The organism is Bradyrhizobium sp. PMVTL-01 (assembly GCF_051861855.1).
Lineage (GTDB): Bacteria > Pseudomonadota > Alphaproteobacteria > Rhizobiales > Xanthobacteraceae > Bradyrhizobium.
In genome coordinates, this window is record NZ_CP193982.1 from 6,758,093 (window position 1) to 6,779,394 (window position 21,302).

19 protein-coding genes are annotated in these 21,302 nt (G+C 65.9%); 11 read left to right on the forward strand and 8 right to left on the reverse strand.

The window, feature by feature from the left end; translation table 11 throughout:
- Window positions 1–40 precede the first annotated feature (40 nt).
- The 3 genes from ACRQ5Q_RS32675 (at window position 41) to ACRQ5Q_RS32685 (ending at window position 5,406) form a co-directional block, all read left to right on the forward strand.
- Entirely contained in the window at window positions 41–2,104 is a 2,064-nt protein-coding gene (locus tag ACRQ5Q_RS32675) for a hypothetical protein (protein ID WP_439394037.1), read from the forward strand.
- A gap of 335 nt (window positions 2,105–2,439) precedes the next feature.
- Window positions 2,440–2,844, forward strand: a complete 405-nt coding sequence (locus ACRQ5Q_RS32680) for a DUF2946 family protein (RefSeq protein WP_439394039.1) — start codon at window positions 2,440–2,442, stop codon at window positions 2,842–2,844.
- A gap of 147 nt (window positions 2,845–2,991) precedes the next feature.
- Entirely contained in the window at window positions 2,992–5,406 is a 2,415-nt protein-coding gene (locus ACRQ5Q_RS32685; protein WP_439373730.1) for a TonB-dependent receptor, read from the forward strand.
- Between the two features lie 208 nt (window positions 5,407–5,614).
- On the opposite strand, the gene ACRQ5Q_RS32690 is transcribed toward ACRQ5Q_RS32685, so the two are convergent.
- Together ACRQ5Q_RS32690 and ACRQ5Q_RS32695 are read right to left on the reverse strand one after the other, a co-directional pair.
- The gene (locus tag ACRQ5Q_RS32690) at window positions 5,615–6,130 is read right to left on the reverse strand and encodes a GNAT family N-acetyltransferase (protein ID WP_439373729.1); all 516 of its coding nucleotides are present in this window, start codon (window positions 6,128–6,130) and stop codon (window positions 5,615–5,617) included.
- A 268-nt stretch (window positions 6,131–6,398) separates the two neighbouring features.
- The gene (locus ACRQ5Q_RS32695) at window positions 6,399–6,890 is read right to left on the reverse strand and encodes an NUDIX domain-containing protein (protein WP_439373728.1); all 492 of its coding nucleotides are present in this window, start codon (window positions 6,888–6,890) and stop codon (window positions 6,399–6,401) included.
- Window positions 6,891–6,982: 92 nt separating this feature from the next.
- On the opposite strand from ACRQ5Q_RS32695, the gene ACRQ5Q_RS32700 reads away from it, so the two are divergent.
- Window positions 6,983–7,864, forward strand: coding sequence for a metallophosphoesterase family protein (locus ACRQ5Q_RS32700; protein ID WP_439373727.1), 882 nt, complete (start codon window positions 6,983–6,985; stop codon window positions 7,862–7,864).
- 98 nt (window positions 7,865–7,962) lie between these two features.
- Here ACRQ5Q_RS32700 and ACRQ5Q_RS32705 read toward each other — a convergent pair whose 3' ends face one another.
- The 3 genes from ACRQ5Q_RS32705 to ACRQ5Q_RS32715 all read right to left on the reverse strand — a co-directional run bounded on the left by ACRQ5Q_RS32705 (window position 7,963) and on the right by ACRQ5Q_RS32715 (window position 10,594).
- Complete coding sequence (locus ACRQ5Q_RS32705; protein WP_439373726.1) at window positions 7,963–8,517, reverse strand: hypothetical protein; 555 nt, start codon at window positions 8,515–8,517, stop codon at window positions 7,963–7,965.
- Window positions 8,518–8,718: 201 nt separating this feature from the next.
- Entirely contained in the window at window positions 8,719–8,928 is a 210-nt protein-coding gene (locus ACRQ5Q_RS32710) for a DUF4170 domain-containing protein (RefSeq protein WP_008560963.1), read from the reverse strand.
- 31 nt (window positions 8,929–8,959) lie between these two features.
- Window positions 8,960–10,594 carry an isocitrate lyase gene (locus tag ACRQ5Q_RS32715; protein ID WP_439394041.1) on the reverse strand — a complete coding sequence of 545 codons (1,635 nt, stop codon included), beginning with the start codon at window positions 10,592–10,594 and terminating at the stop codon, window positions 8,960–8,962.
- Between the two features lie 291 nt (window positions 10,595–10,885).
- Here ACRQ5Q_RS32715 and ACRQ5Q_RS32720 point away from each other — a divergent pair, with 291 nt between their 5' ends.
- Window positions 10,886–12,331, forward strand: coding sequence for a helix-turn-helix domain-containing protein (locus ACRQ5Q_RS32720; RefSeq protein ID WP_439373724.1), 1,446 nt, complete (start codon window positions 10,886–10,888; stop codon window positions 12,329–12,331).
- Between the two features lie 136 nt (window positions 12,332–12,467).
- Here the strand turns inward: ACRQ5Q_RS32720 and ACRQ5Q_RS32725 are convergent, their stop codons facing one another.
- Entirely contained in the window at window positions 12,468–12,761 is a 294-nt protein-coding gene (locus ACRQ5Q_RS32725; RefSeq protein ID WP_080137665.1) for an antibiotic biosynthesis monooxygenase, read from the reverse strand.
- A 231-nt stretch (window positions 12,762–12,992) separates the two neighbouring features.
- Here ACRQ5Q_RS32725 and ACRQ5Q_RS32730 point away from each other — a divergent pair, with 231 nt between their 5' ends.
- Both ACRQ5Q_RS32730 and ACRQ5Q_RS32735 read left to right on the forward strand, forming a co-directional pair.
- Window positions 12,993–13,793 carry a hypothetical protein gene (locus ACRQ5Q_RS32730; protein WP_439394043.1) on the forward strand — a complete coding sequence of 267 codons (801 nt, stop codon included), beginning with the start codon at window positions 12,993–12,995 and terminating at the stop codon, window positions 13,791–13,793.
- A 160-nt stretch (window positions 13,794–13,953) separates the two neighbouring features.
- Window positions 13,954–14,304, forward strand: a complete 351-nt coding sequence (locus ACRQ5Q_RS32735) for a hypothetical protein (RefSeq protein WP_439394045.1) — start codon at window positions 13,954–13,956, stop codon at window positions 14,302–14,304.
- Between the two features lie 64 nt (window positions 14,305–14,368).
- Here ACRQ5Q_RS32735 and ACRQ5Q_RS32740 read toward each other — a convergent pair whose 3' ends face one another.
- Together ACRQ5Q_RS32740 and htpX are read right to left on the reverse strand one after the other, a co-directional pair.
- The gene (locus ACRQ5Q_RS32740) at window positions 14,369–15,004 is read right to left on the reverse strand and encodes a tetratricopeptide repeat protein (RefSeq protein WP_439373721.1); all 636 of its coding nucleotides are present in this window, start codon (window positions 15,002–15,004) and stop codon (window positions 14,369–14,371) included.
- Between the two features lie 135 nt (window positions 15,005–15,139).
- Complete coding sequence (gene htpX, locus ACRQ5Q_RS32745) at window positions 15,140–16,102, reverse strand: zinc metalloprotease HtpX (RefSeq protein WP_439373720.1); 963 nt, start codon at window positions 16,100–16,102, stop codon at window positions 15,140–15,142.
- Window positions 16,103–16,367: 265 nt separating this feature from the next.
- Between htpX and ACRQ5Q_RS32750 the strand changes: the two genes are divergently transcribed.
- The 4 genes from ACRQ5Q_RS32750 to ACRQ5Q_RS32765 all read left to right on the forward strand — a co-directional run bounded on the left by ACRQ5Q_RS32750 (window position 16,368) and on the right by ACRQ5Q_RS32765 (window position 21,256).
- On the forward strand, window positions 16,368–17,711 hold the full coding sequence (locus tag ACRQ5Q_RS32750; RefSeq protein WP_439373719.1) for an HlyD family secretion protein: 1,344 nt from the start codon (window positions 16,368–16,370) through the stop codon (window positions 17,709–17,711).
- Window positions 17,708–19,648, forward strand: coding sequence for a glycosyltransferase (locus ACRQ5Q_RS32755; protein ID WP_439373718.1), 1,941 nt, complete (start codon window positions 17,708–17,710; stop codon window positions 19,646–19,648). Before ACRQ5Q_RS32750 ends, ACRQ5Q_RS32755 begins: the two co-directional genes overlap by 4 nt.
- Before the next feature lie 91 nt (window positions 19,649–19,739).
- Complete coding sequence (locus ACRQ5Q_RS32760) at window positions 19,740–21,041, forward strand: lytic murein transglycosylase (protein WP_439394047.1); 1,302 nt, start codon at window positions 19,740–19,742, stop codon at window positions 21,039–21,041.
- A 14-nt stretch (window positions 21,042–21,055) separates the two neighbouring features.
- Complete coding sequence (locus tag ACRQ5Q_RS32765; protein WP_439373716.1) at window positions 21,056–21,256, forward strand: hypothetical protein; 201 nt, start codon at window positions 21,056–21,058, stop codon at window positions 21,254–21,256.
- The last annotated feature ends 46 nt before the right edge of the window (window positions 21,257–21,302 follow it).

Below are 21,302 nucleotides of genomic sequence, written 5' to 3' on the forward strand. Positions count from 1 at the left end.
TTTCCGGCGAGATCATGCGCACAACGAATAGAAGCTCGACATGAATTACGGCATCGCGTTCACGCCGCTTGTTCCCGCGATCGTCCTGTGGCTCGCGCTGGCCGCGATCGTCGTCATCGCCATCCTGCTGCTGGTGGCGCGTGCGCGCGGTGCGGCCGTGCGCGTCGCCGCGCTGGCGCTGTTCCTGCTGGCGCTCGCCAATCCCTCCTTCACCCGCGAGGACCGCGATCCCCTCACCTCTGTCGCGGCCGTCGTCGTCGACAAGAGCCCGAGCCAGAATTTCGGCAACCGCAATCGCGAGGCCGCGCAGGCGCAGGAGGCGCTGGTCGACGGCCTGAAGAAGATCAAGGGCCTCGAGGTCCGCGTCGTGGAAGCCGGACAGGCCGACGGCGAGACCGACGGCACGAGACTGTTCGGCGCCCTCGCATCGGCGTTATCGGACGTGCCGGTCGACCGCGTGGCTGGAGCGTTCCTGATCACCGACGGCCGCGTCCATGACATTCCGGCGAGCGCCGCCGTGCTCGGCTTCCAGGCGCCGGTGCACGCGCTGATCACCGGACAGAAGGACGAGCGCGACCGCCGCATCGCGATCACGGCCGCCCCGCGCTTCGGCATCGTCGGGCAGACCCAGACCATCACCTATCGGCTCGACGATCAGGGCGTCTCCGGTGAGCGCGCCAAGGTCACGGTGCGCCGCGACGGCGAAGTCATCACCGAGCGCACGCTCTCGAGTGGCCAGAGCGCGAGTGTCGACGTCGACATCAAACATGCCGGGCCTAACATCGTCGAGATCGAGGCCTCGCCGCTCGAGCGAGAGCTGACGCCGGTCAACAACCGCGCCGTCGTCGCCATCGACGGCGTACGCGACAAGCTGCGCGTGCTGCTGGTCTCGGGCGAGCCGCATTCCGGCGAGCGCACCTGGCGCAACCTGCTGAAGTCCGACGCCAGCGTCGACCTCGTGCACTTCACGATCCTGAGGCCGCCGGAGAAGCAGGACGGCACGCCGATCAACGAATTGTCGCTGATCGCGTTTCCGACCCGCGAGCTGTTCCAGCAGAAGATCAACGAATTCCAGCTGATCATCTTCGACCGCTACGCCCGGCAGGGTGTGCTGCCGATCGCCTATTTCGACAACATCGCGCGCTATGTGCGCGCGGGCGGCGCGGTGCTGGTCTCGGCCGGGCCGGACTATGCCTCCAACACCAGCATCTGGCGCACGCCGCTGGATTCGGTGCTGCCGGCCGAACCGGTCGGCGTGACCGAGAAACCGTTCTATGCGCATCTGTCCGACCTCGGCAAACGCCATCCCGTCACGCGCGGGCTGGAAGGCTCCGCATCCGAGCCGCCGCACTGGAGCCGCTTCTTCCGCACCGTCGACACCCGCAATTCCGTCAACCCGCCGGTGATGACGGGCCTCGACGGCAAGCCGCTGCTGTTCCTGTCGAGGTTCGGCGAGGGTCGCGTCGCCCTGCTGCTCTCCGACCACATCTGGCTGTGGGCGCGCGGCTATGAGGGCGGCGGGCCGCACCTCGATCTGCTCAGGCGGATGTCGCATTGGCTGATGAAGCAGCCGGACCTCGATGAGGAAGCTCTGCGCCTTCAGGTTCAGGGCAAGAATCTCGTCGTGCTGCGCCAGACCATGGCGGACAGCGTCCAACCCGTGAGCGTGACTTCGCCCTCGGGCGTGTCGCAGGATCTGACGCTGAGCGCCGGCGATCCCGGCGAGTGGCGCGCGAGCCTGCCGGCGAACGAGCTCGGCCTGTGGCAGGCGACCGACGGCACGCTGAAGGCGCTGATCAATGTCGGCCCGACCAATCCGAAGGAGTTTTCGGAGGTCACCTCGACCATCGAGACCCTGAAACCGCTGACGCAGGCGACCGGCGGCAATGCCGTGCGCGTCGTCGACGGCAACAGCGTCGAGCTGCCGCGCATCGTGCCGTCGCGCTCGGCGAGTGTCTTCGCCGGCGACGGTTGGATGGGCGTGCGCATGCGCGACGCCAGCGTGGTGAAGGGCGTCGGCGTGCTGCCGATCTTCGCCGGCCTGATCGGCCTGCTGCTGCTGCTCGGCGCGTTTGCGGCGACCTGGGCGCGCGAGGGGCGGTGAACGCCTTGGTCGCGGGGCCGTTCAACCTCTCCCGCTTGCGGGGGAGGTCGGCGCGAAGCGCCGGGTGAGGGCTTTCCCCTCTGCGAGATTGTCTCATTGCGGAAACACCCTCCCCCCAACCCTCCCCCGCAAGCGGGAGAGGGCGCGCACCTCCGTCGTTGCTCCATCAGGCCCCTCCCCATCACGTGTTAGTTGCCCGAACGACACATCGGATCGGCCGCCCGCTGCCGCCGATCCTCCCACCATTGACATCAGCCGACCGGCCGGGCGATGTTACACTATAACATCGTAGCCGCCGCGGATTGGCGCCTCGCGATGTGGGGTGGCGTCTGCAGATGAAGTGGGTCCGGTCGCATATCAGACACGGTGCACGGTTCGCGTTGTTCGCGATGCTGGTGCAATTCGCGCTGACCTTCGGCCACAGCCACTGGTTCGCCCAGGCCGCCCCCCTCGCCCAGCTCTCGCTCCAGCAGACGAACAGCGGCAAGGACATCGCTTCGGTCGACCGTGCCGCGGTCCAGAAGCAATCGCCCTCTGCCCCCGACCGGGAGCAGCCGGGCGACGACAATTGCGCGATCTGCGCATTGGTCGCGATGGCAGGCACGGTCCTGTTCGCGACGCCGCCGCTCCTGCAGCTGCCGCAGCCGATCGAGCTGCTCCATCGCACCACTGATGCCGAGTTCATCCATCTGAAATCGGCCGGCACGGCGTTCCAGCCCCGCGCCCCTCCCGCGTCCTAACTCCAGACATCGCGTGATCGCGCCCCGGCCTCGCCGCGCATCGGCTATCGCCGGGAGAAGTTGAAGTCGAATTCCGTCGCGCCGCGACGGCAGGCCGCCTCCGATCAGCACACCCATATGCGGACGGCGCCTGATGGAATCAGGACCATGTCATTTGAATTGCTACGCGTGCAGCGTCTTGCCGGAGCGAGCCTGCTCCTGCTCGGCGCCGCCGCCACCTCGGCGCTCGCCCAAGAACCCGCACAGGCGCCCGCCCAACCACCTGCGCAAGACAAGTCGTCGACGGAGATCCCGGCCGTCACCGTGACGGCGCCGAGCCCGATCGTCCGCAGGGTGGTGCCGACCCGCAGCCCGGTGCGTGTCGCCCGCAGCGGACGCGTGCGCAGCCAGCAACGCACGGCGGAGGCAACGCCGCCAGCGCCAGCTCCCGCGACGGCCGCGCCTCAGCAGGGCGTGCTGCCGATCGTGACCAACCAGTTCGCCACGGTCACCGTGGTGCCGAACGACGAGATCCGCCGCGAGGGCGGCGGCCAGCTCGGCGATTTGCTCTTTTCCAAGCCGGGCATCACCGGCTCCAGCTTCGCGCCCGGCGCCTCCAGCCGGCCGATCATCCGAGGGCTCGACGTCAATCGCGTCGGCATCGTCGAGAACGGTACCAATGGCGGCGGCGCCTCCGACCTCGGCGAGGATCATTTCGTGCCGATCGATCCGCTAGCGACCAACCAGGTCGAGGTGGTGCGCGGGCCGGCTGCGCTGCGCTACGGCTCGACCTCGATCGGCGGCGTCGTCAGCGCCACCAACAACCGCATTCCGGATGCGCCGCCGTCCTGCGCACCGTCGTTCCAGACTTACGGCCTGCCGACCAAGGCGCCGCTCGCATCAGCCGCGACATCGCCTTGCGTCACCGCGGAGACGCGCACCGCGTTCAGCTCGGTCGATCGCGGCGTCGAGAGCGGCGTGCTGCTCGACACCGGCGGCGGCAATTTCGCCTTGCATGCCGATGCCTATGGCCGCACGACCTCGGATTATGCGATCCCGAGCTATCCCTATCTGAACGATCAGTCGCGTCCCGTGAACGGCCGCCAGCCGAATTCGGCGACGCGCTCGGACGGGGGCTCGATCGGCGGCTCCTATTTCTTCCAGGGCGGCTATATCGGGGCTGCGATCACACAGAACGACTCGCTCTACCACATCCCCGGCATCGACGGCGCCGACCACCACACGCGCATCGACGGCCACCAGACCAAGATCAACGTCAAGGGCGAGTACCGCCCTGATGCGACCGCGATCGACACGATCCGCTTCTGGGCCGGCGCGACCGACTACCGGCACAACGAGATCGGCCTTGCCAATCCCGCCGATCTCAACAGCGACGGCATCAGGCAGACCTTCACCAACAAGGAGCAGGAGATCCGCACCGAGGTGCAGCTGATGCCGTTCAACGCGCGCTTCGCCGAGGTGACGACGGCGCTGGGCTTCCAGGCCGGTCATCAGGAACTGACGGCGCCGAGCCCGGACGATCCGGGCAGCCCGCTCAATGGATTGTGGGACCCGAACAACAACAACAGGGTCGCCGGTTACGTCTTCAACGAGCTGAAATTCAGCGAGACCAGCAAGGCGCAGATTGCCGGACGCATCGAGCACGTCAACCTCGCCGGGACAACGCCGGCATTCATCCCTCCCGTGTTCGACGTCAACGTCGACCCCGCCAGTATTGGTCCCGCCACGCCGCGCAATCTGAACTTCACGCCGAAGAGCGCGAGCATCGGCCTGATCCAGAATCTGCCGTGGGATTTGACCGCCAGCGTTACCGGTCAATACGTCGAACGCGCGCCGAAGCCGGCCGAGCTGTTTTCACGCGGGGCCCATGATGCCACGGCCACCTTCGATATCGGCAATCCGAATCTCGGCATAGAAACCGCAAAATCGATCGAGGTCGGGTTACGGCGTGCGACAGGGCCGTTGCGATTCGAACTCACCGGCTACTACACGAAGTTCAACGGCTTCATATTCCGCCGGTTGACTGGCAACACATGCGACAGCGCGGCTTGTGTGGACATAGCCAATCCGGACCAGCTCGAGCTTATGCAAGCGAGATATTCACAGCGCGACGCGATCTTCCGCGGCGGCGAGTTCCAGTCGCAGCTCGATGTCGGCGCGTTCCGCGGTGGCATATGGGGCATCGAGAACCAGCTCGACCTGGTCCGCGCCACCTTCACCGACGGCACCAACGTGCCGCGCATTCCACCCGTGCGACTGGGCGGCGGCGTGTTCTGGCGCGACGACAACTGGCTGATGCGCGTCAACCTGTTGCATGCCTTCGCGCAGAACAACATCGCCCCGATCGCGGAGACGCCGACGCCGGGCTACAATCTGCTGAAGGCCGAGGTGAGCTACAAGACCAAGCTCGACCGCAACTGGTTCGGCGCGCGCGAGATGACGGCCGGCATCGTCGGCAACAATCTCCTCAACGAGAGCATCCGCAACTCCGTGTCCTACACCAAGGACGAGGTCTTGATGCCCGGCATCGGCGTGCGGGCATTCGCGAACTTCAAGTTCTGATCCGCTCCGGCCAGGACCTAAAGGGCCCCGGTAAACTTCATCCCGCGATTTGCCGGGCTGTCTCCCCGATCGTCATTGCGAGGAGCCCTTGCGACGAAGCAATCCAGACTGCCTCCGCAGAAGATTCTGGATTGCTTCGCGCGCTCGCAATGACGGAGTATGAGGCAACACCGTGCATCCAACTCACGGATTCGTAGCCCGCACGCCGTTATTTCCGCGCCTTGCTCCAGTCGGGACCGACCGCGCCCGACACGCCCTCGAAGGCGCCGTCGACGAGCTCGAACACCAGGATGCGGGCGGCATCGACCGGGCCCGGCATGGTGACGCGGCCCTTGGGCACCTGCTTGAAGCCGACGCGGCTGTAATAGGGCTCGTCGCCGACCAGCAGCACCAGGCGGTGACCCCGCTCCTTGGCGTCCTTCAGCGCGCGCTCCATCAACAGGCGGCCGATGCCGCGGTCGCGGAAAGGCGGTTCGACGGTGAGCGGACCGAGCAGCAGCGCCGGCGTGTCGCCGACCAGCACCGGCAATTGCCTGACCGAGCCCACCAGCAGCGTGCCGATGCGGGCCGTGAAGGACAGCTCAAGCAGATGGTCGACGTGCTCGCGGATGCGATAGGCGCTGAGCACGAAGCGGCCGGGGCCGAAGGTGCGCTCGTGCAGCCGTTCGATCGCCTGGGCGTCGCCGGCCGCTTCGGGAAGGATGGTCAGTGAGAGATCGTTCATGTCGGCATGCGTCTTCGAGCGAAGTGGACCCGGGCTCGCGTCATGAAAACGCGTCGATAAGGGAAGCGGAATAACATCTCGGAGGGCTGCGGTCCATCGGGCTCATACCGGGCCGAACTACCGGCCGTGCTGCGGCCGAGGATGGCCGCGAACAGCAGCGTCAAGAGCACAGCATCGCAATCGGGAGGTAATACTGCGTGAAGGATCGATCCAGTTCCGATAACGGAATGCTGCGCAACTTGCCCGCGAGCCTCACCGCCAAACCGCGTCACCGCCACGTCGCAATCAGCGGCCGGCCGTCCAGCACCTCGGCGATTCGTTGCCTTGTGCCGAGCGTCGTCCCCTCGGGAAGCGCATTGATCGCGAAGAACGCGCATTCGACGATCTCGTAGTTGGGCGCGGGCAGCCTGTCCTGGCTGAACTGCCTGACGACGTAGACCGCGACGTGGTCGCGGCGGGAGATGTGGCTGTTGAGGAAGATGCCGTGCAGCACGGGCTCGCCCGTGAGATCGATGTCGCCCTCCTCCTTGAGCTCGCGGCGCATCGCCTGCTCCATGGTCTCGCCGAGATCGACGCCGCCGCCGGGCAGATACCAGCCGCTGATGTAGCTGTGCCTGACCAGGAACACCCGGTTCTCGGCGTCCAGCACAACGGCGCGGACGCCGAGGGTCATGCCGCGCACCAGCAGGAAATAGAGGTGGAAGATCCGCCGCAGCAGCGGCTCGAATTTGCGTCGAACGCGGTTCAGGCGCTGCCCCATCAGATTCTCTCAGGTCCCCTCGTCAGGCTCGGCTTGCGCAGTCTTCGCGACCTTGCCATTACGGTGGACGAATAGCGAGGCAATCGCGCGCCATGGCCCCCTTCACGCTCGCCCATCTGTCCGACCCGCATCTGGCGCCGCTGCCGAAGCCGCGGCTGGTCGAGCTCGCCGGCAAGCGCGCGCTCGGCTACATCAACTGGACGCGCAACCGCCACAAATACCAGCGTCGCGAAGTGCTCGACGCCCTCGTTGCCGACATGAAGGCCCAGGCGCCCGACCACATCGCGGTGACAGGCGATCTCGTCAATCTGGCGCTGGAGGCCGAGTTCGCCCCCGCGCGCGCCTGGCTCGACGAGGTCGGACCGCCCGACCGCGTCACCACGATTCCCGGCAATCACGACGCCTATGTCCGCGCGACCCTTCACCGCTTCGGCGAGACCTTTGCACCCTATCTCACGGGCGACGACGGCCGCACCGGTTTTCCTAGCGTGCGCCGGCGCGGGCCGCTGGCGCTGATCAGCCTGTCGACGGCGGTGCCGACCCTGCCGCTGATGGCGACGGGCACGCTCGGGCGCGATCAGCTCGCCGCGCTCGAGCAGGTGCTCGACCGGCTCGCAGCCGAGGACGTCTTCCGCGTGTTGCTGGTGCATCATCCCCTCAAGTCTGCTGCGCGTCAGAAGCGGATGACGGACTCTGCCGATCTGCTCGCGCTGTTGAAGCGCCACGGCGCCGAACTGATCCTGCACGGGCACGACCACATCCATTCGACGATGTGGTTCGAGGGGCCCAACGGCAACATTCCCGCGGTGGGCGTGCCCTCGGCCTCCGCGCTCGCGCACGGACGCTATCCGGCGGCGGCGTACAATCTGTTCAGGATCGAGAAGGACAACGCCGGCTGGCGCTGCGAGCAGACGGTGCGAGCGCTCGGGGCGGGGTTTCAGATCGGGCCGATCAAGCAGGCGAGATTGATCTAATTCACCGTCATCGCGCGCGCAGCGAAGCAATCCAGAGTCCCTCCGTGGAAAGATTCCCGCATTGCTTCGCTGTGCTCGCAATGACGGCGGAGAGAGCGTCACCAGCCCCGCAAGACCGCCAGCGCGGCGACCCCGAACAACGCGGCCGCACCAAGCACAAAGCCGAATAGAAACGGCCAGACCCGCGAGCGGCGCGGCGGCTCGGCGGCCGGGGCTTGCGGTTCGGGCGGGACCACCATCGCATGCTCGCGCTCGATCATGCGGCGGGCGACATAGTCGGTGACGGCATCGACGATCACCGCGGTGTCGTGCGATTCGGCGAGCACGATGCGGCCGAAGCGGGTGTCCTGGACGAAACGATACATCCGCTTGTCGCGCCCCATCATGATGTGGGCGACGACATCGATCCAGAGCCTCGGCGTGTCGCCCTGGCTGATGCCGCGGTCGAACAGGTCGATCTGCTCCGGCACCTGGGCGAACAGCGGATCGAGCGCGTCGTTGAGGATCTCGAGCCGCGCCACCTCGGCGTCGCGGAGGTCGACGACGACGCCGGTCCGGTCCGCGGCCTCGATCCGTGCGCGCAGCAGCGCATCACGCAGCCGCACCGGGCGCGGCTGGCTGGGATGGGTTCCGCTGGTCTCGGGCTCTGACATTGTCGGCCTCGTCCTCGACTTATCCCCGTTAACCTATCAGCAACCAAACCCCGCGCAAAGGGCACATAATTCCAGATACTTACGGCGCCCACAGGCGACAGACCTGTGCCAAAAACAGACGATCCCACCCAGGCAGAGCCTGGATGGGACCATCCGTCCTTGGACGTCTTCTTCTTCTTAAGTCAGGTCGGCAACCGGCCCTCAGGCCGAGACGCGCGACGGCTCTTCCACGATCGAGAAGCGGACGCCGGCCTTGTGGCGGCTCTCTTCCGACACCTCGCGCCAGCAGTCCTCGGCTTCCTTGCGGGTCTTGAACGGACCTTTGACCTGGGCCGAGCCTTCCACGAGCTTGTGGAAGTTCATCGAACCGAACTCGCCGCCGATCACCCAGAAATTGCTGCCTTTGGTCATTGTCAGTCTCCTCTCGAACTCGCGTGGTGCGTTAGCCGAACTGGTTCATGGTGTTGTGGACGCCGCCCGCCTTCAGCGCGGCTTCGCCCGCGAAGTACTCCTTGTGGTCGTCGCCGATGTCGGAGCCGGCCATGTTCTGGTGCTTCACGCAGGCGATGCCCTGACGGATCTCGGCCCGCTGGACGTTCTTGACGTAGCCGAGCATGCCCTGCTCGCCGAAATACTCGCGGGCGAGGTTGTCGGTGGACAGCGCGGCCGTGTGATAGGTCGGCAGCGTGATCAGGTGGTGGAAGATGCCGGCGCGCTTGGCCGAATCCGCCTGGAAGGTGCGGATGCGCTCGTCGGCTTCCTTCGCCAGCGGGGTATCGTCGTACTCCGCCTTCATCAGCTCGGCACGGTTGTACTTGCTGACGTCCTGGCCCGCTTCCTTCATTGCGTCGTAGACCTGCCAACGGAAGTTGAGGGTCCAGTTGAACGACGGGGAGTTGTTGTAGGCGAGCTTGGCGTTCGGCACGACCTTGCGGATGCGGTCGACCATGCTGGCGATCTGCTCGATATGCGGCTTCTCGGTCTCGATCCAGAGCAGGTCGGCGCCGTTCTGCAGCGAGGTGATGCAGTCGAGCACGCAACGGTCCGCACCGGTGCCGGGACGGAACTGGTAGAGGTTGGAGGGCAGCCGCTTCGGCCGCATCATCTTGCCGTTGCGGTTGATGATGACGTCGCCGTTCCTGGCGTTCTCCGGCGTCACTTCCTCGCAATCGAGGAAGCTGTTGTACTGGTCGCCGATGTCGCCGGGCTTGTGGCTGACGGCGATCTGCTGCGTGAGGCCGGCGCCGAGCGAGTCGGTGCGGGTCACGATGATGCCGTCTTCGATGCCGAGCTCGAGGAAGGCGTGGCGGCAGGCGCGGATCTTCGCAAGGAAGACGTCATGCGGCACCGTGACCTTGCCGTCCTGGTGGCCGCACTGCTTCTCGTCCGAGACCTGGTTCTCGATCTGCAGCGCGCAGGCACCCGCCTCGATCATCTTCTTGGCGAGCAGGTAGGTCGCCTCCGCATTGCCGAAGCCGGCATCGATGTCGGCGATGACGGGGACGACATGGGTCTGGAAGTTGTCAATCTTCTCGATCAGCTCCTTCTCGCGGATCTCGTCGCCTTCCTTGCGCGCCTTGTCGAGGCTGCGGAAGATGTCATTGAGCTCGCGCGCGTCCGCCTGACGCAGGAAGGTGTAGAGCTCCTCGATCAGGGCCGGCACCGAGGTCTTCTCGTGCATCGACTGGTCGGGCAGCGGACCGAACTCGGAGCGCAGCGCCGCGATCATCCAGCCCGAGAGATACAGGTAGGTGCGATCGGTCTTGCCGCCGAAGTGCTTCTTGACCGAGATCAGCTTCTGCTGCGCGATGAAGCCGTGCCAGCAGCCGAGGGATTGCGTGTACTTGGTCGGATCGTTGTCATAGGCCGCCATGTCGGCCCGCATCAGCGCCGCGGTGTAGCGGGCGACGTCGAGGCCGGTCTTGAAGCGATTCTGCAGGCGCATGCGCGCGACCGCCTCGGCCGTCACCCCGTTCCAGGTCGGCTTGGTCTCGAGGAGCGCCTGGGCCGCCTTGATCTCGTCTTGATACGAGGCCGGGCGCTGGAGCGCGTTGATGCCGCGGGGCTGGTAATTCATGTGCCTATCCTTTCGCTGACGATGGCCGATGACAGGTCATCGACATTCTTGACAATGCATTGCGAGATGCGTGTCAGGAGCTAAACGCCAAAACGCAAACTTCGTATAGATGGCTTGTTTTTTATTGGTGATGTCATGTAACATCAGAACATGTAATAGCTGTTATTTTGTAAATCCTGTAAAGTATAGGTCAGCAGGTCTGTCCTTGATGCGTCTGGAGATCTGAGACATGCCCGCCAAGTCCGCTATTTTCCCCCTCGACGCGGGGAGAGGCGAAGAAGGGAGCCGGTGATGCCCGCCGAGTCCGGGAAGAAACTGTTCGTCGGCCCGCGCTTCCGGCGGATCCGGCAGCAATTGGGGCTGTCGCAGACCCAGATCGCCGAGGGGCTCGGGATCTCGCCGAGCTACGTCAACCTGATCGAGCGCAACCAGCGCCCGGTGACGGCGCAGATCCTGCTGCGGCTGGCCGAGACCTACGATCTCGACCTGCGCGACCTCGCCACCGCCGACGAGGACCGCTTCTTCGCCGAACTGAACGAGATCTTCTCCGACCCCCTGTTCCGCCAGATCGACGTACCCAAGCAGGAGCTGCGTGACCTCGCCGAGCTCTGCCCCGGCGTCACCCACGCGCTGCAGCGGCTCTACGCGGCCTATACCGAGGCGCGCCAGGGCGAGACGCTGGCCGCCGCCCAGATGGCCGACCGCGACGTCGGCACCCGCTACGAGGCCAATCCGGTCGAGCGCGTGCGCGAGCTGATCGAGGCCAACCGCAACTATTTTCCGGAACTGGAGCAGGCCGCGGAAAATCTGCGCGACGAGCTGAACGTGCCGGCCGAGGGCCTTTATGCGGCGCTCGCCACGCGCCTGCGCGAGAAGCATTCGATCCAGACCCGGATCATGCCGGTCGACGTGATGCGCGAGACGCTCAGGCGTTTCGACCGCCATCGCCGGCAGCTCCTGATCTCCGAGCTGGTCGATCCGCCCGGCCGCGCATTCCAGCTCGCCTTCCAGCTCGGGCTTGGCGAATGCGCGCAGCATCTGGAGACGATCATCGGCCGTGCGGGCCCGCTCGACGATGCACCGCGGCGGCTGTTCCGCATCACGCTCGGCAACTACTTCGCGGCCGCCGTGATGATGCCCTATCCCGCGTTCCTCGCGGCCGCCGAAGCGCTCAACTACGACATCCACGTGCTGGCGCAGCGCTTCAACTCCGGCTTCGAGCAGGTCTGCCACCGCCTCACCACCCTTCAGCGGCCGAACGCGCGCGGCATTCCGTTCTTTCTCCTGCGCGTCGACAATGCCGGCAACGTCTCCAAGCGCTTTTCCTCCGGCACGTTCCCGTTCTCGAAATTCGGCGGCACCTGTCCGCTGTGGAACGTGCACTCGACCTTCGACACGCCGGATCGCCTGCTCAAGCAGGTGATCGAGCTGTCCGACGGCACGCGCTATTTCTCGATCGCGCAGATGGTGCGCCGCCCGGTCGCGCCGCATCCGCTGCCGCAGCCGCGCTTCGCGATCGGCCTCGGCTGCGAGATCCGCCACGCCGCGCGCCTGACCTACGCCGCCGGCATGGATTTGGAGAAAACCGAGGGCACGCCGATCGGCGTCAACTGCCGCCTCTGCGAGCGTGAAAACTGCGCCCAGCGCGCCGAGCCGCCGATCACGCGCACGCTGATTTTGGACGAGACGACGAGAAGGGTGAGTTCGTTCGCGTTCTCGAATGCGCGGGAGTTGTGAGCGCGGCTGCATCCACGTCATTGCGAGCGAAGCGAAGCAATCCAGACTGTCTCCGCGGTGACAGCCTGGATCGCTTCGTCGCCAGCGCGCAATTGCTTCGCAATTTTGTCGCGGGCTCCTCGCAATGACGAAGGGCCTATGCCAGCGTATGCACGATCACCGGCCCGGCCACGGCGCGCGCGTCGCCGGCGAGCAGCGGGCCGAGATCCTTCTCGATCCAGGCGATGGCGCGCTTGTTCGCCTCCTCCGCCTGCTCGAACTTGTCGAAGATCGAGATCGCGGTGACCGTGTCGTCGCCGGCATAGACGACGTAATAGGCGCGGAAACCGTCGACGTCGCTAATGATCGGAACGGCGCCGTCCTTGATGCGACGGGTCAGCTCTTCCGCACTCCCGCTTTTCGCCTTGGCCTGACGGATGGCGGCATACATGGCATCCTCCCCTTCCGGCTGTCTGGACTTTCGGGCCTCGTGCCCGGCGACGATGTTACGCCGAAGTGCGTCGCCGATCCACGCTTGGTTAACCCGGGACTAATCCGCCCTCGCGATCTGCAACCAACGGTTAAGCACGCCTCAACATCGCTGCCTTAGTCTCGCCCCACTCACTTTTCGCAAACAACGGCGGCCTATCCTGCCGGGCGAAGTGACATCAGGGGGTTCATCATGCGCATTGCGTTGCTGCTGACCGCGACCATTGTCGGCGCGCTCTTTGCCAATCCATCCAATGCCGGTTCGCTCGATGCCGACGCGGCGCAGGTCCTGCCGCCGGGCTTCCAGAGCTATCGCGGCTACATGTTCGACATTTCCGAGAACCGCGACCGCAAGGACGTCGACAAGCTCACCGAGAACCTGAAGAGCCAGATCGACGTCGTCGAAGGCGTCGGCCTCTCCCCGCGGGTGCTGCGCTTCTTCCACACCGTTCCGATCGTCGCGAGCGAGCTCGCCTGCCTCGACGAAGGCGCCGCCACCGCCTGCTACGGCCGGGTCACGCCGGACATGCAGCGCACCGCGCCCCGGACCCTGACGGTCTGGGATCCCGCCAAGCAGCGCTGGACCAATCCGAATGCCGTCGACCTTGCGGTCGATTCGGGCCTCGGCGTGATCTTGCTGCGGCCGGACATGATGCGCTACGAGAAGGAAGCGGTACTGCTGCACGAGATGCTGCACGCCTTCCACGCGCGGCTGCTGCCGGACGGCTACGCCAACAAGGGCGTGATCGGCCATTATGCCCTGGCCAAGTCCAAGGACATGCTGCCCAAGGGCTCCTATGCGATGAAGAATCCGATGGAGTTCTTCGCCGTGACCGCCAGCATCTTCCTGTCCGGAAAGAGCGAATTCCACGACCCCAAGTCGCGCGAGACGCTCAAGGAGAAGATGCCGGACTATTACAAATATCTGGTCGGCGTATTCGGCTTCGACCCAGACCCGGCAGCGTCGAGCGGCCCGGTTGCCTCGCTGAAGTGAGGCGGAAACACCGCCGAGCAATAGAGCCGCGCAAAATGCGCGGCTTTGTTGTTTTGGGACCGGAAGCTGCGGATGACGGGCGGCCGCCGATTGCCAAGGCGGGGCCCGATCTGCATAGTCCCGCCCGCATCGATACCTGCTTTCAAGAGGATGGAAGAACATGGCGGACGCCGACCTGGATGTCGTGATCCGGCAACTGGCCAGACAGCTGCATACGGGCCTGATGACCCGCGCGAAGGAGCGGCGGGATCGCTTCAACGGCCTCGCGGCCAAGGCCAAGGGCAAGGAGACCGGCGACCGCTTCAAGATGATGGCCAAGGCCACCATGGAGCAGGCCACCGCCGCCGCCAAGCGACTGCAGATGTCCGCCGACAACGTCGCCGACAGCTACGCCCGCGCGATGCGCCTCGCCGCCAGCACGCCGGTTGCGGTGAAGGTCGGGAAGAAGGAAGAGAAGCCGGCGAAGAAGGCTGTCAAGGTGAAAAAGGCGAAGGCCAGGAAGGCGAAGTAAGTTCTTTCTTCCTTCTCCCCTTGCAGGGGGAGAGGGTAAGAACGCCAGAACTACGCAAATTCCATCATCGCCTCGGCACGGCGATCGGCTCGGCGCTGGCGAGTTCGGCGAGCTTGGCGCGCGCGGCTTCGCGGGTGCGGATGTCCTTGCCGGCCGGCAGCGTCAGGGCAGCTTCGAAATCGGCGCGCGCATCGTCGACCTGGCCGCGGGCGAGGAACGCAAGGCCCCGATCGAGCCGGGCTTGTGCGTCCGAGGGGTCGAGGCGCACCGCCGTGTTGTAGCTCAGGATGGCGCGATCGAGATCGCCGGTGGCCGCGAGCGCGAGGCCGCGGTGGTGATAAGGCGCGGCGTGCTTGGGATCATGCGCGATCGCCTCGTCATAATCCTCGATGGCCAGTTCCAGATCACCGTTCTGCCGGCGTGCGAGCGCGCGGTCGCGATAGAGCGAGGCGCGGTTGGGATTGAGGTGGATGGCCTCGTCGAAATCGGCGATCGCCCGACGAAAGTCGCCGTGGCGCAGCGCGATCCGCCCGCGCCCCTCATAGGCAAAGGCGATCAGCGAGCCGCGCAGCGGCGAGAAGCCGATCACGGCCGCGCAGATATCAGGATCGTCCGCGTCCCCGCAATTGACCACCATATGCGTGGACAGGCCAATGAGCACGGCCAGGACGATCAGCAATGGTACGGCAACTCTGGTCATCTTCGACGCCGGCCGACATTGCGCCGGCCACGCATCCCCTTTCGAAGCAAATCTCACGGGGGGGTGTTAACACCCGCCGCAATGATCCTGTGTGCGCCAGGTCACAAAGCCCCGCGCGAATCCCGGCCGGTTCCGTCAACCCCAGGGACCGCGTGACGGACCACGGGAAGGACCGCGCCAGGACGAGGAGCGGCCCCAGGGGCCTTGCGGCGGATAGTTCTCGTTGGCGCCCAGCGACGGCGCCGCATGCGCGCCAAGCTCGGCGGCGAGCTGTTGAAGCGCAGCGATACGGTTCTGCGTCGAGGGATGGGTGGTGAAGAGATTGTCCACGCCGTGGCCGGACAGCGGATTGATGATGAACATGTGCGCCGTCGCGGGATTGCGCTCGGCCTCGTAGTTCGGGACCTGGTGCGCGGCGCCCTCGATCTTCATCAGAGCCGAGGCGAGCCACATCGGCTGGCCGACGATGCGGCCGCCGAGATTGTCCGCCGCATATTCGCGGGTGCGGCTGATCGCCATCTGCACCAGCATGGCGCCGATCGGCGCCAGGATCATCAGCAGGATCGAGCCGACGATGCCCGGGCCGCTGTTGTTGTCGCGATGACCGCCGAAGAACATGCCGAACTGGGCGAGCATGGAGATCGCGCCAGCGATGGTCGCGGTAACAGTCATCAGCAGCGTGTCGTGATGCTTGATGTGGGCGAGCTCGTGCGCGATCACGCCGGCGAGCTCCTCGCGGCTGAGCTGGTGCATCAAGCCGGTGGTGACGGCGACCGCGGCATTCTCGGGATTGCGGCCGGTCGCGAACGCATTCGGCTGCGCTTCGTCCATCACGAACACGCGCGGCATGGGCAGCGAGGCGCGGCCGGCAAGCTCGGCGACGAGACCGAACAGCTCCGGCGCGCTGGCGCGGTCGACCTCGTGGGCCCCGTACATCGAGAGCACCATGCGGTCGGAGTTCCAGTAGGTAAAGAGATTGGTTGCGGCAGCGATCACGAGCGCGATCATGGCACCGGAGGCGCCGCCGATCAGATAGCCCACGCCCATGAACAGGGCGGTGAGGCCTGCGAGCAGCATTGCGGTACGAAGATAGTTCATGGCCGTCTCCTGGGGCGGCCGCGGGCAAGCCTCCGGCCGGCACCGTCGAGGTATGGATGCGGGCAGCCACTGCAAGGTTCGTGCGTCGCCGGGCCGCAGATAGATGGATGCCTAGCCTTTCCCGCCCAGCTATTGTAGAAAAACACACGCACAGGATTAGCAACTTGGAAAGTACAGCCTGGGCTAATCTGCGGTAACCGGGCACGCTGCACGGCCTTTGCGCATTGACCGGTTCCGTTGACCTCCCGTCAGCAAGGTGACCGTCATGGCAGACCGCTCGCGCGCCGCTTCCGTCGACCCCGCCGCTCCCTCCTCTCAAGACACAAAGACCGAGGCCAAGGGATTGCAGGAGGCGCTGCACGAGCAGCTGTTCGCCAACGGCGACCACGGTCATTCGCCCGAGGCGAAGACCACGGCGGAATCGCAGCCGCGCTGGCCGCATCTGCGGCGTGGCGCCAAGATCGCCATCGGCCTTGCCCTCCTCGCGGTCTTCGGCTGGTTGCCGCTGCGGGCGATATGGGAATATTCGAGCGTCGAGGCCGTGCTGAATTCCCGCCTCGTCACCCTGCGCACGCCGGTCGGCGGGCGCGTGGTCGCCACCCAGCGCCTGACCAATCAGGCCAGGTTAGACGCCGGCGCCGTGGTCCTGCGCGTCGTCAACTCGCGCGGCGACCGCACCCGGCTCGACGATCTCCGGCGCCAGAAATCGCGCCTCGAGAACGAGCGGCCGAGCCTCGCCGCCAAGCTTGCCTCCGCGCAGGCAGCACAGAAGGACCTGGCACGGCAGGCCGCGCAATTCCGCGACGGGCGCGTGCTGCAGCTCGAGGCCCGCATCGCGGAGATCCAGACCTCGATCGAGGCGGCCGCGGCCCGGCGGGACGAGGCCAGCGCCGCCGTCGAGCGCGCCTCCTCGCTGGCGAAAACCGGCAACGTCTCGACCGTCGAGCTGGCGCGGCTGACGCGCGAGCTCTCGGTGTCACAGCAGACCGAGCTCGGTGCGCGCAAGCGGCTGGATGCAGCGAAGGTCGAGCTCACCGCGGCACGGAGCGGCTCCTTTCTCGGCGACAGCTACAACGACCGTCCGAGCTCGGTGCAGCGCGAGGAGGAGATGCGCCAGCGTGCCGGCGATCTCGAGGCCGACCTCGCACGCATCGACACCGAGATCGCCTGGCTCGCCAACGAGATCATCGTCGAAGAGGTCCGCTTTGCCGATCTCTCCGAGGCCAACATCACGACACCTGTCGCAGGCCGCATCTGGGAGATGATGACTTCGCCGGGCGAGGACGTGCAGGCCGGACAGCCGCTGCTCAAGGTGCTCGATTGCGGCAGCGCCGTCATCACGGCCAACGTCACCGAGAATGTCTACAACCGCCTGCAGCTCGGTGACCGCGCGACGTTCGAGCCGAACGACGGCGGCGCGCCGATCTCCGGCACCGTGGTCAATCTGACCGGCGCCGCCGGCGCGCCGGCCAATCTCGCCATCAATCCCGACGCGCTGAGCAAGGAGCCGTATCGCGTAACCGTTGCGCTCGCCGATGCCGCCGCCCACGGCTGCACGGTGGGACGCACCGGCCGCGTCGTGTTTGCAAGGCAAGAGACCGCGCCGTGACGGCGGCGCTGACGCCCGGCCTGATCGCGCTCGGCGCCTTCATGGCGATCGTGCCGCTGCTCCGGCGCGAGAGCACGATGGCGCGCTCGTTTCTGGCCGTGGTATCGCTCGTTCTGCTGCTGCGCTATCTCCACTGGCGTGCGACTGCAACGCTGCCGCCACCGCACCTGACGGCGGATGCCGTGATCGGCTATCCCTTCATGCTGCTGGAGGCGGCCTCGCTGGTTGCGGTCGCGCTGTCGCTGCTGTTCCTCAGCCGCACGCTCGACCGCACCAAGGCGGCCAGGATCGACGGCCGCGCACGAGATCCGCACGCGCCGCTGATCGACGTTTTCATCTGCACCTACAACGAGGAGCGTTCGATCCTCGAGCGCACCATCATCGGCGCGACCGGCATGGAGTACGGCCATTATCGCGTCTGGGTGCTCGACGACGGCCGGCGGCCCTGGCTACGCCGGCTCGCCGGCGAACTCGGCTGCCACTACCTGACCCGGCCCGACAACCGCCACGCCAAGGCCGGCAACATCAACCATGCGCTCCGGCATGTCGGCGCGCTGCCGGAGCCGCCGGTCTTTGTGGCCATTCTCGACGCCGATTTCGTGCCGCGGCCCGATTTACTGGCGCGGACCATCTCGCTGATGGATGATCCCTCGGTCGGCGTGGTGCAGACGCCGCAGCACTTCATCAATCCCGACCCGATCCAGACCAACCTTGCCGCGACCGACGTCTGGCCGGACGAGCAGCGCTTCTTCTTCGATATCCTGATGCCGGCGAAGGACGCCTGGGGCGTCGCCTTCTGCTGCGGCACCTCATCCCTCATTCGCTATGAAGGGTTGGTGCGGATCGGCGGCTTTCCAACCGACTCGGTGACGGAAGACTATCTCGTCACGCTGCGCCTGAAGGAATGCGGCCTCACCACGATCTATCTCAACGAGCGATTGACGATCGGGCTCGCTCCGGAAGGGCTGAAGGAATACATCACCCAGCGCGCCCGCTGGTGCCTCGGCCTGATGCAGATCGTGCGCGGCCGCAGCGGACCGCTGTCGCAGCAGTCGAAGCTTTCCTTCATCGACCGGCTCTCGCTGGTCGATGCCTTCATGAGCTGGGCCGCGGTCTACACCTCGAAAGTCGCGGGCCTGATCGTGCCCTGGCTGTTCCTGTTGTTCGGCATCAAGGCGGTGCAGGCGGACCTCACCGAGCTGTTGCGCTTATTCCTACCGTTCTATGTCTGGCACGGCCTCACCATGACCTGGCTGTCGCGCGGCCGTTCGCTCGCCATGATGACCGATGTCTCGCAACTGATCGCCGCGCCCGCCGTGCTGAAGGCGGTGGCAGCCGGCCTGCTGAAGCCGCAGGGGCACAAGTTCAAGGTCACTGCGAAAGGCGGCGACCGCGACAACAGATTCGTCGAATGGCCCTTGCTGCGAATCTATGGCACCACGCTCCTCATCACGCTCGCTTCGATCGCCTATGCCTTCATCCTGCATCTGCGCGGCGAGAACATCGCCTATGGCGGGCTGGCGCTGGCATGGAGCCTCTACAACGCGGTCATCCTGACCGTGGTCTGCTTCGTCTGCATCGAGCAGCCGCGCAAGCGCAAGGCGGAGCGCTTTCAGCGCAACGAGCCGGTGCTGCTGCGCCAGGACGGCAGGTCGCATCTGGCGCGGCTCGCCGACATCTCGATCACCGGCGCCCGGCTGATCGATCCCGATCCCCCGGCGCCCGGCAGCACGATCGACTGCCGCATCTACGGCCGCTCGATCGCGGCGATCGTGGTGCGGCGGACGACCGACGGATTCGCGGTGCGCTTCGAGGAGGGCATGGACACGCGCGTGCATGCGATCAGGGCGTTCTATGCCGGCGAGTATGTGCGCGCCTACCAGGGCGTCAAGGCGCTCCCGGTCGGCAAGGCGCTGCTGATGCGGCTGTTTGGATAGGCCTGATCTTTTCGGAAAACGGCTTCGCACTTTTCCGGATCATGCTTTAGACTTCGGGCGAATCCACGCCTGCCTCCCCGCCGGAACCCCTATGCTCCAGACCCGATTTGCGATCGCGGCCGTCGCGCTCCTCGCTTGCTCCACGACCGTCTCTGCCCAGTTCGCAGCGCCTCCCGCAAGACCCGCGGCGCCCAAGGCGACCGCGCCCTCGCCGCGCGCTGCCTCGTGCCATAACGGCGCGAGCTTCGATCGCTTCCTCGCCGACGTGAAGAGCAAGGCCGTCGCGGCCGGCGTCTCGCAGCGAACGATCGCGGAGGCTTCGCCCTACCTCGTCTACGACCAGGGCATCGTCAACCGCGACCGCGGCCAGCGCGTGTTCGGCCAGCTCTTCACCGAGTTTGCGGGACGCATGGCCGCGCCCTATCGCATGCAGAACGGCCAGCAGCACATCAGGAACCACGCCTCTGCATTCGCGCGCGCCGAAAAGGAATACGGCGTGCCGCCGGCGGTGATCGCCGCGTTCTGGGGCCTGGAGAGCGATTTCGGCGCCAACATGGGCAATCTGCCGACGCTGAAATCGCTGGTCTCGCTCGCCTACGATTGCCGCCGCTCGGAGATGTTCGTGAACGAGACCATCGCCGCGCTGAAGATCATCGATCGCGGCGATCTCACACCCGAGGAGATGGTCGGCTCCTGGGCCGGCGAGCTCGGACAGACGCAATTCCTGCCGACCCACTACGTCAATTACGCCGTCGATTACGACGGCGACGGACGGCGCGATCTTCTGCGCAGCGAGGACGACGTGATCGGCTCGACCGCGAACTACATCGCCAACGGCTTGAAGTGGCGGCGCGGCGAGCCGTGGCTGGAGGAGATCAAGGTGCCGCAGAACCTGCCGTGGGAGCAGACCGATCTCAGCGTGCAAGAGCCGCGCTCGAAATGGGCGCAGCTGGGCGTCAGCTATCCCGACGGCCGGCCGCTGCCGAACGACAATCTTGCGGCCTCCGTGCTGCTGCCGATGGGACGGACCGGTCCTGCCTTCATGGCGTATGCGAATTTCGCCGCCTACACCGAGTGGAATAACTCGCTGATCTATTCGACCACCGCGGGCTATCTCGCCACCCGGATTGCGGGCGCTGCCCCGATGCGCAGGCCGGCCGCGCCGGTCGCGCAGCTGCCGTTCAACGAGCTCAAGCAATTGCAGCAGCTTCTGGTCCAGGCCGGCTTCAATGTCGGCAAGATCGATGGCGTGCTCGGCCAGCAGAGCCGCGCGGCCGTGAAAGCGATGCAGATCAAGTACGGCCTGCCTGCGGATTCCTGGCCCACCGCCGAGCTGCTCGCCCGCATGCGCGGCAGCACGGCGCAGGCGCAGCCCCAGGCGACGATCCGGTAAACCTTTCCCCTGTCATGCCCCGGCTCGACCGGGGCATCCAGTACGCGGCCTATCGATTCAACCACAGCTGTCTCGGCGTACTGGATCGCCCGGTCAAGCCGGGCGATGACAGTGAGGGTGTGGCGGCGATGACGCCGAAGAAGGTGGCGCGACAGAATTTTCGCATCGCACAATCCGCTTTCGCGATTGTATTTTTCCATGAGCCTCCCATGTGAGTGACTCAGGTTTTCTCCTGAGATTTCTCCATCATTGAAGCGAGCA

Coding starts and splice junctions, on each gene's coding strand:
- ACRQ5Q_RS32675 (WP_439394037.1), top strand. CDS start 41: ATGAATTACGGCATCGCGTTCACGCCGCTTGTTCCCGCGATCGTCCTG.
- ACRQ5Q_RS32680 (WP_439394039.1), top strand. CDS start 2,440: ATGAAGTGGGTCCGGTCGCATATCAGACACGGTGCACGGTTCGCGTTG.
- ACRQ5Q_RS32685 (WP_439373730.1), top strand. CDS start 2,992: ATGTCATTTGAATTGCTACGCGTGCAGCGTCTTGCCGGAGCGAGCCTG.
- ACRQ5Q_RS32690 (WP_439373729.1), bottom strand. CDS start 6,130: ATGAACGATCTCTCACTGACCATCCTTCCCGAAGCGGCCGGCGACGCC.
- ACRQ5Q_RS32695 (WP_439373728.1), bottom strand. CDS start 6,890: ATGGGGCAGCGCCTGAACCGCGTTCGACGCAAATTCGAGCCGCTGCTG.
- ACRQ5Q_RS32700 (WP_439373727.1), top strand. CDS start 6,983: ATGGCCCCCTTCACGCTCGCCCATCTGTCCGACCCGCATCTGGCGCCG.
- ACRQ5Q_RS32705 (WP_439373726.1), bottom strand. CDS start 8,517: ATGTCAGAGCCCGAGACCAGCGGAACCCATCCCAGCCAGCCGCGCCCG.
- ACRQ5Q_RS32710 (WP_008560963.1), bottom strand. CDS start 8,928: ATGACCAAAGGCAGCAATTTCTGGGTGATCGGCGGCGAGTTCGGTTCG.
- ACRQ5Q_RS32715 (WP_439394041.1), bottom strand. CDS start 10,594: ATGAATTACCAGCCCCGCGGCATCAACGCGCTCCAGCGCCCGGCCTCG.
- ACRQ5Q_RS32720 (WP_439373724.1), top strand. CDS start 10,886: ATGCCCGCCGAGTCCGGGAAGAAACTGTTCGTCGGCCCGCGCTTCCGG.
- ACRQ5Q_RS32725 (WP_080137665.1), bottom strand. CDS start 12,761: ATGTATGCCGCCATCCGTCAGGCCAAGGCGAAAAGCGGGAGTGCGGAA.
- ACRQ5Q_RS32730 (WP_439394043.1), top strand. CDS start 12,993: ATGCGCATTGCGTTGCTGCTGACCGCGACCATTGTCGGCGCGCTCTTT.
- ACRQ5Q_RS32735 (WP_439394045.1), top strand. CDS start 13,954: ATGGCGGACGCCGACCTGGATGTCGTGATCCGGCAACTGGCCAGACAG.
- ACRQ5Q_RS32740 (WP_439373721.1), bottom strand. CDS start 15,004: ATGACCAGAGTTGCCGTACCATTGCTGATCGTCCTGGCCGTGCTCATT.
- htpX (WP_439373720.1), bottom strand. CDS start 16,102: ATGAACTATCTTCGTACCGCAATGCTGCTCGCAGGCCTCACCGCCCTG.
- ACRQ5Q_RS32750 (WP_439373719.1), top strand. CDS start 16,368: ATGGCAGACCGCTCGCGCGCCGCTTCCGTCGACCCCGCCGCTCCCTCC.
- ACRQ5Q_RS32760 (WP_439394047.1), top strand. CDS start 19,740: ATGCTCCAGACCCGATTTGCGATCGCGGCCGTCGCGCTCCTCGCTTGC.
- ACRQ5Q_RS32765 (WP_439373716.1), top strand. CDS start 21,056: ATGCCCCGGCTCGACCGGGGCATCCAGTACGCGGCCTATCGATTCAAC.